This window comes from Deltaproteobacteria bacterium (assembly GCA_019310525.1).
In the GTDB taxonomy this organism is placed as follows: Bacteria; Desulfobacterota; DSM-4660; order Desulfatiglandales; family HGW-15; genus JAFDEE01.
This window is the reverse complement of the sequence record JAFDEE010000068.1, coordinates 1-12,896: the sequence shown is the minus strand read 5'-3', so window position 1 is coordinate 12,896 and position 12,896 is coordinate 1. Positions and strand designations below refer to the sequence as shown.

Annotated in this window: 13 protein-coding genes and 1 tRNA gene; 5 read left to right on the top strand and 9 right to left on the bottom strand. The window is 54.0% G+C overall.

Features of this window, described 5'->3' with window-relative positions; genetic code table 11:
• Positions 1 to 1,526: hypothetical protein (locus tag JRF57_12360; GenBank protein MBW2304490.1), on the bottom strand; the 1,526-nt coding region annotated here is incomplete at its 3' end.
• A 276-nt stretch (positions 1,527 to 1,802) separates the two neighbouring features.
• Here JRF57_12360 and JRF57_12355 point away from each other — a divergent pair.
• Positions 1,803 to 1,879: transfer RNA gene (locus JRF57_12355), tRNA-Pro, on the top strand.
• A gap of 167 nt (positions 1,880 to 2,046) precedes the next feature.
• Here the strand turns inward: JRF57_12355 and JRF57_12350 are convergent.
• A complete protein-coding gene (locus JRF57_12350; GenBank protein MBW2304489.1) occupies positions 2,047 to 2,361 on the bottom strand; it encodes a HigA family addiction module antidote protein in 315 nt (104 codons plus the stop codon).
• Between the two features lie 11 nt (positions 2,362 to 2,372).
• Entirely contained in the window at positions 2,373 to 2,654 is a 282-nt protein-coding gene (locus tag JRF57_12345; GenBank protein MBW2304488.1) for a type II toxin-antitoxin system RelE/ParE family toxin, read from the bottom strand.
• Positions 2,655 to 2,920: 266 nt separating this feature from the next.
• Between JRF57_12345 and menA the strand changes: the two genes are divergently transcribed.
• Entirely contained in the window at positions 2,921 to 3,856 is a 936-nt protein-coding gene (gene menA / locus JRF57_12340) for a 1,4-dihydroxy-2-naphthoate octaprenyltransferase (protein ID MBW2304487.1), read from the top strand.
• Between the two features lie 71 nt (positions 3,857 to 3,927).
• On the opposite strand, the gene JRF57_12335 is transcribed toward menA, so the two are convergent.
• The 6 genes from JRF57_12335 to JRF57_12310 form a co-directional block, all read right to left on the bottom strand.
• A complete protein-coding gene (locus JRF57_12335) occupies positions 3,928 to 4,707 on the bottom strand; it encodes an ATP-binding cassette domain-containing protein (protein ID MBW2304486.1) in 780 nt (259 codons plus the stop codon).
• Positions 4,708 to 4,718: 11 nt separating this feature from the next.
• Entirely contained in the window at positions 4,719 to 5,621 is a 903-nt protein-coding gene (locus JRF57_12330; protein MBW2304485.1) for an ABC transporter permease, read from the bottom strand.
• Positions 5,622 to 5,679: 58 nt separating this feature from the next.
• Complete coding sequence (locus tag JRF57_12325; protein ID MBW2304484.1) at positions 5,680 to 6,675, bottom strand: ABC transporter substrate-binding protein; 996 nt, start codon at positions 6,673 to 6,675, stop codon at positions 5,680 to 5,682.
• Between the two features lie 266 nt (positions 6,676 to 6,941).
• Positions 6,942 to 7,829, bottom strand: coding sequence for a homocysteine S-methyltransferase family protein (locus tag JRF57_12320; GenBank protein MBW2304483.1), 888 nt, complete (start codon positions 7,827 to 7,829; stop codon positions 6,942 to 6,944).
• 74 nt (positions 7,830 to 7,903) lie between these two features.
• A complete protein-coding gene (locus tag JRF57_12315; GenBank protein MBW2304482.1) occupies positions 7,904 to 8,536 on the bottom strand; it encodes a corrinoid protein in 633 nt (210 codons plus the stop codon).
• 2 nt (positions 8,537 to 8,538) lie between these two features.
• On the bottom strand, positions 8,539 to 10,041 hold the full coding sequence (locus tag JRF57_12310) for a trimethylamine methyltransferase family protein (GenBank protein ID MBW2304481.1): 1,503 nt from the start codon (positions 10,039 to 10,041) through the stop codon (positions 8,539 to 8,541).
• A gap of 172 nt (positions 10,042 to 10,213) precedes the next feature.
• Here JRF57_12310 and JRF57_12305 point away from each other — a divergent pair, with 172 nt between their 5' ends.
• Genes JRF57_12305 through JRF57_12295 form a run of 3 tightly spaced genes read left to right on the top strand, consistent with a single transcriptional unit; the run spans position 10,214 to position 12,595 of the window.
• Positions 10,214 to 10,426 carry a hypothetical protein gene (locus JRF57_12305; protein ID MBW2304480.1) on the top strand — a complete coding sequence of 71 codons (213 nt, stop codon included), beginning with the start codon at positions 10,214 to 10,216 and terminating at the stop codon, positions 10,424 to 10,426.
• Between the two features lie 18 nt (positions 10,427 to 10,444).
• On the top strand, positions 10,445 to 11,908 hold the full coding sequence (locus JRF57_12300) for a CoA-binding protein (protein MBW2304479.1): 1,464 nt from the start codon (positions 10,445 to 10,447) through the stop codon (positions 11,906 to 11,908).
• Positions 11,909 to 11,929: 21 nt separating this feature from the next.
• Complete coding sequence (locus JRF57_12295; GenBank protein ID MBW2304478.1) at positions 11,930 to 12,595, top strand: acetate--CoA ligase family protein; 666 nt, start codon at positions 11,930 to 11,932, stop codon at positions 12,593 to 12,595.
• The last annotated feature ends 301 nt before the right edge of the window (positions 12,596 to 12,896 follow it).

Sequence of the window (12,896 nt, the reverse complement as noted above, 5' to 3'; positions counted from 1 at the left end):
ATGTCCACGGCCATCATGACGGCCCGGTGGGCGTGATCCTGGATGGGGACCGGATCTCCGAAAAAGACGAGCATTCCGTCACCGATGATTTTGTTCAAGGTCCCCTCATAGGCGTGGACAATGGCCGTCATCTCCGAAAGATAGCGGTCCAGGAGGTGAAAGAGCTCCTCTGGTTCAAGGTTGTCGGTAAGGGAAGAAAAGTTCCGGATATCAGAAAAAACAATGGACACCATTCGGCGTTGAGGCTCAGCGCCTAAAGGGGCGCCGCTCGATAGAATTTTTTCGGTGATCTTAGGAGACAGATATCTCCGTAATTCGCTGTAACGTTTGAGTTCCCGGACCTGGCGATCCACCTTGGCTTCGAGATCCCGATTGAGCCGCATCAGTTCTTCTTTCGCCTGACAGAGTTCCATGGTTCTCTCTTCAACCTTCTGCTCCAGGTTCCTGGCGTAGTCGTCGACCTTTTTTTTCGCCTCGATAAGACGGGCGTTGACTTGCTCGAGTTCATGGTAGGCCCTGTTGCGGGCCTCCATGGTCTCCCTGAGACGGTTGATGGTATCGATCAGCCCCTTCCCAGTGTCAGATGGGGCATTCCGGACCCTCAGGGCCAGGGAGAACCGTTCGATCAGGGAAAGTTCGTCGTAAGTGACATCCAGGACGAAATAGGGGGCGTTGAAGATTTCCCCCTCCCGAAGAATGATGCGGTTGTTGACCACCAGGGTCTCGGTGATGATCAATGCTGCTCTGCTTCTCTCTTCCTTGCCGGGAGCGCTTTCTGGAAGAGGACGGTACTTCCCGAGGAAGAAGGGCTTCCCGGAGATGAAATCGGGTTCAAGGATGATTTTCTCCCCAACCACCTTTCTCGTTCCATCCATCGGATCCCTGACGGTCAACCGGTTCCCTTCAATCTTTGCGGCCAGGCCCAGGGGCTTGAATTCTTCTTCTTCGTTTAAAAGTATAACAGGATCAAAGGCGCTCAGAGGCTGTCTCACATCCGCGGGACGAAGGTCCCAGATCGTCGGAATCGACGCAATGATTCCCCGGCGATAGGGATCGCTTATATAGTCTTTCTGGAGATCGATGTCGCTGTGGTAGCGCACCATCAATATCGTTCGAAACCTTCCGTATTCCCGGTCCCTGTATGGAGGAACGATGACTTCGATGTCTTTGGTATCGTTGAAGTTCTGATTGAAAAAGGAAATTCTCCTATACCCGTCGCTCGGGCTCCTGAATAACCTGACGAAATAGTTGAAACGACCCCAGGAACGGAGAGCTGCGGAAGACGCGCCGCAGTTGAAATAAAAATAGGGCTCCCCGACCATATGCCTGGCCTTCCGAAAAATTCTATGAAAGATTTCGAAGGTCGTCCATTCGTCCTCGTTCAGGAAAAAGTCTTCCGGGCGGGAATAATGATCCGTGGGGTAGGGAAGACCATCAAACAGGGAATCATGATGGCCCAGTCTACTCCTGACATAGGCAGCGATGATCTTGATGTTTCGGTTGCAGATACAATCGGTGCGGCTCATGGTGATCCCCCGGCAGGTACCCTGCAGCTGGTATGACCATTTAGGTGGTCAAATTGTTACTAAAATCCAGGCTTTTTTCAAGGACGTATTTCTCTCTGAGGCGTTTGGCATGGGGAGGGCAAAGTTCGAACAGGGTGGGGGGTGTTCGGAGGTTTGTCCAAGGGTAAAAATAGGAGGGATTTGCTGAGGGTCCAGGTAGGCCGGGGAAGATGCAACAGGTGGGCATTTTGGCCTTGACAAAGTCCATAAGTATTATAGAATTGACTGACTTTACAGCGGGACGTGGCGCAGTCTGGAAGCGCACCTGAATGGGGTTCAGGGGGTCGGAGGTTCAAATCCTCTCGTCCCGACCAGAAATCGCGAAAATCGGCCATTTGTAGATGGCCACCAAATAGAAAGGCTAGTTATAAGAAACTGGCCTTTTCTTTTTTTGGGGAGGATAACATTTTTCAAGCAAGAGGAGGATATAGGCCGGCAGCCCTGAGTGTCATAAGAAAATGACGGCAACTAATGCCCTATATTATGCTGCATTGAGCGGTTGAATTTCTTCTAATTCCTTGTTGAATCGCTGTTCAGAGTTCCACAGGTCTCTGGCGTGCTGTGCGTTGAGCCAAAATTCCGGAGAATTCCCGAACAGACGAGCCAATCGCAGAGCCATGAGGGGGCTGATTGACCGTCTTTCTCTTAAGAGTTCGTTGATCGTTTGGCGTGAAACACCCAACGCCTCGGCCAATGATGAGGTGGTCAAGCCATAGTCCGGCATGAAATCTTCTCTCAGCATTTCGCCTGGATGTGTCGGGGGGATTTTTCGTTTCGCTGTGTTTGATATCGCCATTGTATATCTCCCTAATGGTAATCGGTTATCTGGACATCATACGCATCACCGTTGATGAACCGAAAACATATTCGCCATTGTTCGTTGATGGAGATTGCATATTGCCCCTCTCTGTCACCCCTGAGGGCATGTAATCGGTTGCTTGGGGGCACCCTGAGGTCATTTAGGGCCGTTGCCAAATGGATATATTCCAGCCGTCGAATGGCCCTTCTGAGCAAACTCGGTGGGAGACGTTTGGATTTGCCTTCTATGAAAACTTGCTGGGTTTCTTTATCGGCAAATGTTACTATCATTGCATGAATTATAAACTGTCACGTGACAGTTGTCAATTTGGGTTTATAAATAAAAAATTGAAATTTGTCATGTATAATTCGGGTTCAACAGCCTGTTAAATAGTGTCCATCCATAAATGGATCTCTGCGTCAGGCTCAAATTTTAATCCTCGAAATACTTCAATGTATTCCTGCGGTTAAAATTTTCGCCTTCCTTGACCTTGCACAAATTTTCTCATTTATGGATGGACACTAAATAACCCGCATCAAAAAAGGAGGGAGACCAAGTGGTTGAATCAGTGCAAAAAATGCCACCCTTGTGGATCGTAAAGACCCGGGCCCCCTTCTTCACGGCTTCCATCTTGCCGATCATACTGGGAACCTCGATTGCCTGGGCCCGGACCGGGACATTTCATCCGGGATATTTCCTGCTGGTGATGATCGCCGCCGTTTGCGTTCATGCAGGTGTCAATATGACCAACGATTATTTTGATCACACGTGGGGCAGTGACGAGGTCAACCAAGAGTTTGCCTCTCCCTTTACGGGTGGCAGTCGCCTGATCCAGATGGGCATTGTCTCTCCCCGGACAATGCTGTGGCAGGGAATGGGATTTTTCCTGGCAGGTACATTGATCGGCCTGTATCTGGCCTATGCCCGGGGGCTGGGGGTATTGTGGCTGGGAGTATTCGGCGTGTTGACGGGTTATTTTTACACTGCGCCACCCTTTCGCCTTGCTGCTACCGGGGCGGGGGAGATATTCGTGGCGCTGGATTTCGGCGTATTGATGGTTTTGGGCGCCTACTATGTCCAAACACTCCATTTCTCCAAGGAGGCGGTCATAGCCTCTCTCCCGGTGGCGGTGTTGATCGCGGCGGTGCTCTACATCAACGAATTTCAAGACATGAAAGCAGACCGGACCGTTGGAAAGAGGCAGATCGTGGTTCGATTGGGTCGCCGAAAAGCCGCTTCAGGCTACGGGCTGTTGATGGTCGCCGCTTACGGTTCCCTTGTCCTGGGGGTACTTCTGGGTGGAGTATCGCCCTTTGCCTTGCTGGGCCTCCTGAGTGGGCCCCTCGCATGGAAAGCCTATAGAATCGTTCGGTCAAATTATGACAACCTGCCCGCCCTTGTCCCGGCCAACGCAAAAACTATCAAGGCCCACATACTCATGGGGGCCCTGTTATCGGTCGGCTACATTTTGCAGTTGATGGTTGGGGAGTAGAGTGGGCTGCTCTCCCGGAGAACCCTGGCGGAGAGGGTGTGTACCTTGGGGAAAACGAGGTTTCCCCTTTTTCAGCACAACAGGGTTTCATCCTTGAGGTCGGAACCGAATTTTTTCACGACCTCCTCGACGGTCAAGGCGGCCTTTTGCTCTCCACCCACGTCGAAGCGGACTTTCCCTTCGTGAAGCATGATCATGCGATTCCCGTAACGAATGGCCTGGTTCATGTTGTGGGTGACCATGATGGTAGTGAGCTTGTTTTCCCGGACGATTTTGTCCGTGAGCTCGATAACCTTAGCCCCTGTCCGGGGATCCAGGGCGGCAGTGTGTTCGTCCAGGAGGAGGAGCTTGGGGAGGGAGAGGGTCGCCATCAGCAAGGTCAAAGACTGGCGCTGGCCCCCTGAGAGGAGGCTCACGGGATCCTTCAGGCGGGTCTCCAGGCCCAATTCGAGCATCTTAAGGATTTCCCTGTAATATTCTTTCCTGGATTTCGCCACTCCCCACTTAAGGCCCCTCGGTTGCCCCCGCAGGTCCGCCATGGCAAGGTTTTCTTCGATAGTCATTGAGGAAGCAGTCCCAAGGAGTGGGTCCTGAAAGATCCGGCCCAGATACTTGGCCCGACGATGCTCGGGCAAGTGGGTGACGGGAGTTCCGTCGATGATTATCTCGCCTTCGTCCGGGAAAATGGTGCCCGCGATCAGGTTTAGGAGAGTGGTTTTTCCGGCCCCGTTGCTGCCTATGATGGTCACGAAATCACCGGGATGGATATGCAGGGTGATTCCGTCGATCGCCAGCTTTTCATCAATGGTGCCCTTCTTGAAGGTCTTTCGTATGCCTTGTAACTTGATCATGGTTCTTGGGCCTATACACCTCTTAAGTGAAGTTTTCCTTCCTTTTCTTTTTTGAGTGCCGGTATGCCGAGGGCGAGGATGACCATGATCCCCGTGGCCAGCTTCAGGTCTGTTGGGGCCAGGCCCATTCGGAGCCCTACGGAAATGATGAACTTGTAAATGATCGATCCCATGAGCGCCGCCAGGGTTTTTCTCGGGACGCTCACCTTCCCGATAAGAGCCTCCCCGATAATAATGGAAGCCAGGCCGGCCACGATCATTCCAATCCCCATGCCTACATCCGCAAACCCCTGATCCTGGGCCACCAGGGCCCCGGAGAGGGCCACGAACGCGTTGGAGATCCCCAGTCCCAGGATCGTCATGGTGTCGGTGTTCACCCCGAGGGATCGAATCATCTGCTCGTTGTCACCGGTAGCCCGCATCGCAAAGCCGATCTGGGTATGGAAGAAGAGGTCCAGGAGTATCTTGAGGCCCACGGCCACGAGGAAGAAGAAAAGGATAATGGGGATGAACCGATTTATCGGAAGGTTTTCAAGGGGAGTCAGGAAGGTTTTTACGGTAAGCAGTTGGATGTTTGAGCGGCCCATGATCCGTAGATTGACGGAATAGAGGACCGTCATCACAAGAATCCCTGCCAGTAAACTGTTGATCTTCAGCTTGGTGTTGAGGATTCCCGTAAAACAACCCGCCATGAACCCGGCAGCCATTGCGATGAATATACTAGTCAGAGGAGATACACCTTCAATGATCAGTCGGGCCACGACAGCCGCACCCAAAGGAAAGCTGCCGTCCACGGTGAGATCGGGAAAGGCCAGTATGCGGAAACTGATCACGATACCCAGGGCCACCAGTCCGTATGCCAGGCCTTGCTCCAAGGAAACGGGAATCGTCCTTAAGAAACCGCTCAGTACCATGAATTCACCATCGGAATAGGAAAGGGGGCACTACGGCCCCCGTTTTCAGGAAATGGAACTATTCTCCCTTGATGACTTTTCCGTCTTCGTCCCAGAGCTTGTCCGCGGCCTTCTTGATAAGGGTCCTGGGGAGTTTGACCCCTTGGGCCTTGGCATTTTTCAGACTGACCCAGAGGCTGTAGTCGGAGGCAAGGCCTGCCGGGATCTCACTTGGGTCTTGACCCTTCAGGATCTGGGCGGCCTTTTTACCCGCCGTATAACCCACCAGGAAATAGTCCGGCCCGTAGGCGGCTATAGCTCCCCGGGGAACACTGTCCCTGTCCCCGGCAAACAGGGGGATGTCGTTTTCATTGCAGACCTTAACGATGGATTCGAATGCCGAAACCGATGTGTTGTCGGAAGTGATGTGGATGGCGTCCACCCGGCCCACGAGGCTTTGAGCGGCCTGCATCACCTCTGCGCTGGTCGAGACATGGGCCTCGATCAGTTTGCCGCCCATTTTTTCTATGGCCTCCTTCATCTCCTTGATGTGAAAGGTGACGTTGACATCGCCGGGATTGTAAATGGTCCCCCATCTCTTGGCGTGGGGCAGGAGATCCTGGTACATCTGGCATTGCAGGGTAATGGGCCAACGATCACTCACTCCGGTGACATGGGTTCCTGTCTTCCCCATCCTGGGCACGATGCCCGTTGCCACGGGATCGGTGACCGAGGAGAAGACTATAGGAATCTTCTTGCTGGCCTTCACGGACGCCTGGGCGCAAGGTGTACTGATTGCGTGAATCAGGTCTACCTTGTCCCCTTCGAATTTCCGGGCGATGATCGCACAATTGGCCTGATCTCCCTGGGCATTCTGCCGCTCGATGACGAAGTCCTTTCCCTCCACGAATCCCGCATCTATCAGGGCCGCCCTGAAGCCCCTGGAATCGTTGTCCAGGGCGGGATGGGAAACAATTTGGAATTCGCCGATTCGGAAGGTTTTGGCTGAAAGGTTTGAAGTGAAAATAAGGCCGGTTAGAACCAACAGGGTAAGGGCAAGGGTCACCTTTTTCATACGTCACCTCCAAGGTAAAGATCATGATGTTGAATTCACCCCCTTCAAAGGTGGACGAAATGTCCATCCATACGGAAGGGGAACAATAGGAGGTAAGGGGACACCGAAGATGAAATTCCCCGGTATCGCGTTTTTGGGTGGTTTGATCTGCTCGCCGGTTTCAAAACGGATGGGCTGTACTCCGCCTCCTCCGTTCAGCCGAAATCAGATCACGGAATCCCTCATTACACTAACCGGATACAGGTCCTTGAAGAACGGCAGAGCAGTTACCGGCGGTCGGATGATAGGACCCGAACCAGTTCGCGGATGAAATGAGGACCGGTACCACAACAGCCGCCGATCATGGTCGCCCCGGCCTCTAGGATATCTTTGCAGTCCTCCGCGAATTCCGAAGGATTCTGCTCGTAAGTGATCACCCCCCTTCTCGAAACGGGTTTTCCCGCATTGGGTTGAATAAGGAGCGGTCTTTCCCCGGTTCCGGCCAGTTCGGCCGTCAGATCGATCATATCTCCCGTGCCGAGGGTGCAGTTTGAGGCGATGATATCCACTCCCTCCTTTTCAAGGGCCTCCCTACACCGGGCAGGGCTTTCTCCCATGACCGTGAAGAACCCCCTTTTCGTCCGGTTGAAGGTCATCGAGACCGAAACAACATCACAACCGGCCCTCCTGGCCCCACGCAGGGCGGCCAGGGCCTCCTCCAGGGAGTACATGGTCTCAATGCTGATAAAATCCACGCCCCCCTCAAGCAAGGCTTCTGCTTGCTTTAAAAATCCTTCTTCCATCTTTTCCAGGGGTACATCGCCGAGGGGTTCGGGCATCTTGCCAGTGGGACCCATGTCCCCGGCAACGAATTTTCCCCGCGGACATGCCTCCCTGGCAATACGGGCTCCTTCCCTGTTCAGGATCCCGGTCTGTTCTGAAAGGCCCCTGTCAGCCAGTTTCAAGGGGTTTGCACCGAAGGTGTTGGTATGAACCACATCGGAGCCGGCCTCGTAGTATTTCCTGTGGACATCAAGAACGGCCTCAGGCCTCTCTAAATTCCACATCTCAGGATTTAGGCCCGGCGGAAGCCCCGCGGCCATGAGCATGGTGCCCATGGCGCCGTCAAAGACAACAACCCGCTCCCGGCTCAATATCAAGAGATCTTTTCCCATTAGGCCTTACCGCCCAATTCAATCCTTCCTGAAGGGATAGGGAGTTCCGCAAAAGGGCCCGGAACCCAACCGGTTCACCCCATCAGTTCCTTCACCTTGCTTACCCCGTCCACGGCGTCGATCCCGTAAGCATCAGCCCCTATTTCCTCGCAGAAGGCGGAATCCACAGGTGCCCCTCCAATCAGGACTTTCAAAGAGTGGTCCTTCTTCTCCCGAACTCGGTCCACTACCTCCGCCATCGCCTGCATGGTGGTGGTCAAGAGCGCAGAAACTGCGATGATTCGGGCCTTGTTTTCAAGGGCCGCTTCCACGAATGTCTCTGGAGACACGTCCACGCCGAGATCAATGACCCGGTACCCGGCCCCTTCAAGCATGATGGCGACCAGGTTTTTGCCGATATCGTGTATGTCCCCCCGGGCCGTCCCAATGACCACGGTGTTCCTCTCCTCTTGCCGGTCTTTGGTGAGATGGGGCTTGAGGAGATCCATGGCTCCCTGCATGGCCTTGGCGGACCAAAGGACCTGGGGGATGAAGTACTCCGCCTCTGCGAATTTTTCCCCAACAAGGTCCATGGCGGGGATGAGTCCCTTGCTCAGGACATCGGAGGCCGAGAATCCTTCTTCGGCCAGAGCCTTTTCCACGGCTAGGATCGTGTCATCCACGTTCCCCTCCACGACGGCGTTGAAGATCTTCTCAATGATGTCCAAGTTCAACTCCTCTTTTTTTCAAGGGCGGCCCGCCAGATGTCCCCAATTCGGGCCTCGGCCTCCGGGGGAAGGGGTTTGGGCCTGTGGGTTTCAAGGATTTCCAGGGCACGCGCAATCAGCTTTTCATCGGTGGTTTTTTTGCCGTTTTTCAGCCAGTTGGAAAGATTTTCCCTATTGAAGAATTCTGGGCGCCAGTGCTCCTTTTTGAAGAAATCGAGGGTATGCTTCTCTCCCAAGAAGTGCCCCCCCGGTCCAACGCTCTTGATGACGTCCAGGGCCAAGTGGGTTTCGTTAATCTCGAAACCTTTCAAGTAACGTTTCACCATCCCGATAAGCTCATTGGCGAAGAGGATCATCTCGGGGGCGCCGATGAATCCCTGCCCCATGTACCCACAATCGTGAATGAGATTGGCGCCGTCAAGGGCTGCGTTAAGCAAGGTAAAGGCATATTCCGCCCCTGCCTGGAGATCCGGGAACTGGGCGTCGCTGCAGCCGGCAGTTCCCCAGATGGGCAGGCCGTAATGATGAAACAGGTCGGCATAGGCGGAGTGGGTGAGGCGGAATTCGGGAGAGGTATAGGAGACCGTGGCATGGAGCATGTCCATGGTGGTGGCGGCAACACCGGTGATGATAGGGGCGCCTTTGAGGGCCGACTGGTGAATGACGAGTCCGGAAAGGGCCTCTGCGGCGGCGACGCACAGGGAACCGGCCAAGGTTACGGGGCCGGTGCTCCCGGCCAGTAAGGCAGGGGTGTAGTTTACGGGAATTCCAGTCCTGGCGCAATAAATGAGTTTTGCGACGGCCTCCCGGGAGTGCACCAGGGGAGAGGTGGGTTCGGAGTAATGGATAAGAAAAGGTCGGGTGTAAAGGTTTTCTTTTCCGCCCACCGCCGCCGCAGCCATTTCCCTGATCACCCTTAGATCTTCTTCGGACTCAGCGGTGAAGAAAATGGGCTTCGTGCTGTTTTCCACTTGGAGCTGGAAACAGCGTATGTAGTGAAGCCCGGGTTGTATGTCCCGGGGCAGGCCGTAAGAGCCGATGAAGTCGATCTGGGACATGGCGTCGCCGATCAGGGCGGCTGCGATCACATCATCGGCCTTAGTGTGGCGGATTTCCCTTGTTTTAAGATCAATGGTTTTTGGAAGGTCGGTCCCCGTGCCAAAGTAGATTCTTCGTCCCCCCAGGTCCATCACCGGTTCTCCGAGCCGATTAAAGATGACCAGACTGGATGGGGCGGACCGGATGGCTTCCTCAACGAGGAATTCAGGGATGAAAACGTGGTTTTTCTCCTGTACCCTGGCACCGTTGGAGACCAGGAGCTCAATGGCTTCATCGTGGTGGACCCGTACTCCCACCTCCTTGAGAATCCTCAGCACGGCACCATGAATCCGCTTTATCTGGGAGTCCTCAAGGAACCGCAACCGCGGAAAACATTGACCATGGCTGCCGGTCTCCATGTCGACCTCGTCGGGGTTTCCGTTCATCTTAATGTGTTTGAACCCCATGCTATCTCACAGAAACCGCGGAGTCAAGGAAGGGAACTCATTTCGGGCGAGTCCGGGAGAGACTCACAAATGTAACTTCCATGATAAATCCGGTCGAATTCCTTGGAAATACCTTTTAAAAAGCTTATACTTCACACCCGTACACCTTTAAGGTAATCGGGAAAAGGAGACAATGGGAGGAATAATCGAAGTTGATCTTTTCCCCGAGGAAGTGGATTCACCCTCCCATCCGGAGGCAGTGAGGTTCAAGGCACTTCTTGAAGACGTGGCGGAGGAATACGACTGCAGGCTCCTCTCCTTCGAAGTGGAGAGGGGAATGGTCGCCTTTTCTTTTGACAGCGACGAATTGACGGCTGAGATATTGAAGATTCTCCAATCAAGGTAAAAACAGTGAGGGGCCGCTATGAACAAAAAAACGGGAAACCTCGAAATCCTTTTCAATCCCGAATCCGTCGCTGTGGTCGGGGCCTCCAATAACCCTTCTAAACTGGGTTATCACGTCATGAAAAGCCTTACGGAAGGGGGCTTTTCGGGGAATATCGTCCCGGTGAATCCCGGCTCTTCCAATGTCCTGGGAATGAGGTCCTATCCTTCCCTCGCAAGGTTTCCCGGCCCGATCGACCTGGCCGTAGTGGTTCTTCCCGCTCGAAGGGTTCCGATGCTCTTCGAGGAATGCGCAGAGAAAGGGATCCGGGGGATTGTTCTCATCACAGCGGGATTCAAAGAGATCGATGATCCTGAGGGTACGCGCTTACACAGGGAGATTTTCCGAATCGCAGAGAAGGCCGGAATTCCTGTCATCGGTCCCAATACCTTTGGAATGATCAATCTTCATGCCTCTCTCAATGCCTCCTTCACTCCGGAGTTTTCCCTCATCAGGCCGGGAAACGTGGCCCTGGTAAGCCAGAGCGGCGGCATGTCCCATCTCATGGGTTTCCTGGCACAAAGGACGGGGCTTGGATTCAGCAAGATCGTGGGTCTGGGAAACCGGCTGAATATTGATTTCCCGGAAATCCTCTCCTACCTCATGGACGATCCCTTGACCCGTGTTATTGTTCTTTACATGGAGGGTATCGATAGGGGCCGAGACCTCCTGGAGGCGGCGGGAAGGAACCGCGGCAGAAAGCCTGTAATCGTTTACAAGACCGGCTCGGCCCGGGTGGGAGATGCGGCCTCAAGTTCCCATACAGGTTCCATGGCCGGGAGTCGGGATGTTTACAAGGGGGTCTTCAGGCAGGGAGGAATCCTTCAGGTGAAGGACACCGAGGAGCTTCTTGATGGAGCAAAGGCCCTCTCCCGGTGCCCTATTCCTGTGGGTCCCAACGTAGCAGTCCTTTCCGGACAAGCAGGCCCGGGGATGGCCGCGTGCGATCTTTGCGAGGCCCGGGGCTTGAAGGTGGTCTCCTTTACGGAGGAGACCCAAGAGAAAATCAACGCTTGCCTCCCGCCCCTGGCCATTAGGACCAACCCGGTGGACATGGGACCTGCTTGGTACGATTCCGAAGCCATCCACCGAATCGTGGGTGCCGTACTCAAAGATGAAAGCGTCCATGGAATACTTTTCCTGATGATGTTCGCATCCGCTAATCGGGACGCCCTCAAAGGTATATCCCCATTATTGAAGGACTGGAAACAGCGAAAGCCCGTGATCGGTTGTATCGTGGCTCCGCCCGGCATCTGGGACGAAGAGATCCGCGACCTGGAGGATTCAGGGGCCTTGGTCAATTTTTCCACCCCCGAGAGGGCGGCCGCAGCCATGGGTATCCTCTGGAATTGCGGGGCGGTTAAAGCCGGATCTGCTGGAACCGAGTATGATCGGGGTGGAGAAGGGTGCGACACCGGGGTGGGAAAGGAAGAGAAGCGTTAATCGTGGAAGGAGAGATAGGGAATGGAAATCATTGATCAGGCGGTAAGAGAAGGCAGAAAGACCCTCTCTGAGTATGAGTCCAAGCAGTTACTCGCCCGTTATGGAATCCCGGTCACTAGGGAAAGGCTCGTGGTGAATGAGGAAGAGTTGCAGGAAGCACTGGAAGAAATCGGGTTTCCACTGGTCCTCAAGGCCTGCTCCCCCGGGATCTCCCATAAGACCGAAAAGGGGCTGGTTCAGATTGACATCAGGAATAAGACGGAGGCCCTTGAGACTTTTGATCGGATCCGCTCCGCCGTGGAGGACACGGAAGTCCCCGTGCTGGTCCAGGAGATGATCCGGGGAGAGCGGGAACTTGCCATGGGAATGACTAGGGATCCCCAGTTCGGTCCTTGCGTGATGTTCGGTCTTGGCGGGATTTTCACCGAGATCCTGAAAGACACATCCTTCCGGGTGGCACCCTTGGAGAGGCGGGACGCCATGGAGATGATGGAGGAGATCCGGGCTCATCGTATCCTTGGGGCGGTTCGCGGCATGGAGGCAGCGGACAGGGAAATACTGGCCGATGCGCTCATAGCCCTGGGGAAGATCGGACTTGAAAACGATGAAGTAAAGGAGATCGATGTCAATCCCATCATTCTCGCTGGACGACAACCCGTGGCCGTAGATGCCCTCGTGGTTTTGTGATTTCAACCCGGATTATGCAATTGCCAAGTTTGCCGAAGAGGCAAGGCGTAAGGTGCGAAGACGTACTTTCTTCAGTACTTCGAGCGCCTTACAACGCAGCAGATTCGGCAAAATCGGCAATCCCGAAGGGTGACAAATTTTGAATAAATCTGATATTTCCTGAACTGCACCTTTTCGGTGAATGTAATTGGCTCTTCGACGTTTCATGTGGATTTAAGTAAAATATCAATTGGAGCAGCGATCAGGTAGATCATGGTAATAAAGGTTGCGGTATTTCGGTATCCTCTGGCACGAGCTCTTG

What these genes read in the sequence shown, in the direction of transcription:
- JRF57_12335 (MBW2304486.1), bottom strand. Translation starts at nt 4,707, where the DNA reads ATGATCAAGTTACAAGGCATACGAAAGACCTTCAAGAAGGGCACCATT.
- JRF57_12320 (MBW2304483.1), bottom strand. Translation starts at nt 7,829, where the DNA reads ATGGGAAAAGATCTCTTGATATTGAGCCGGGAGCGGGTTGTTGTCTTT.
- JRF57_12295 (MBW2304478.1), top strand. Translation starts at nt 11,930, where the DNA reads ATGGAAATCATTGATCAGGCGGTAAGAGAAGGCAGAAAGACCCTCTCT.
- JRF57_12330 (MBW2304485.1), bottom strand. Translation starts at nt 5,621, where the DNA reads ATGGTACTGAGCGGTTTCTTAAGGACGATTCCCGTTTCCTTGGAGCAA.
- JRF57_12325 (MBW2304484.1), bottom strand. Translation starts at nt 6,675, where the DNA reads ATGAAAAAGGTGACCCTTGCCCTTACCCTGTTGGTTCTAACCGGCCTT.
- JRF57_12350 (MBW2304489.1), bottom strand. Translation starts at nt 2,361, where the DNA reads ATGGCGATATCAAACACAGCGAAACGAAAAATCCCCCCGACACATCCA.
- JRF57_12305 (MBW2304480.1), top strand. Translation starts at nt 10,214, where the DNA reads ATGGGAGGAATAATCGAAGTTGATCTTTTCCCCGAGGAAGTGGATTCA.
- JRF57_12345 (MBW2304488.1), bottom strand. Translation starts at nt 2,654, where the DNA reads ATGATAGTAACATTTGCCGATAAAGAAACCCAGCAAGTTTTCATAGAA.
- JRF57_12310 (MBW2304481.1), bottom strand. Translation starts at nt 10,041, where the DNA reads ATGGGGTTCAAACACATTAAGATGAACGGAAACCCCGACGAGGTCGAC.
- JRF57_12300 (MBW2304479.1), top strand. Translation starts at nt 10,445, where the DNA reads ATGAACAAAAAAACGGGAAACCTCGAAATCCTTTTCAATCCCGAATCC.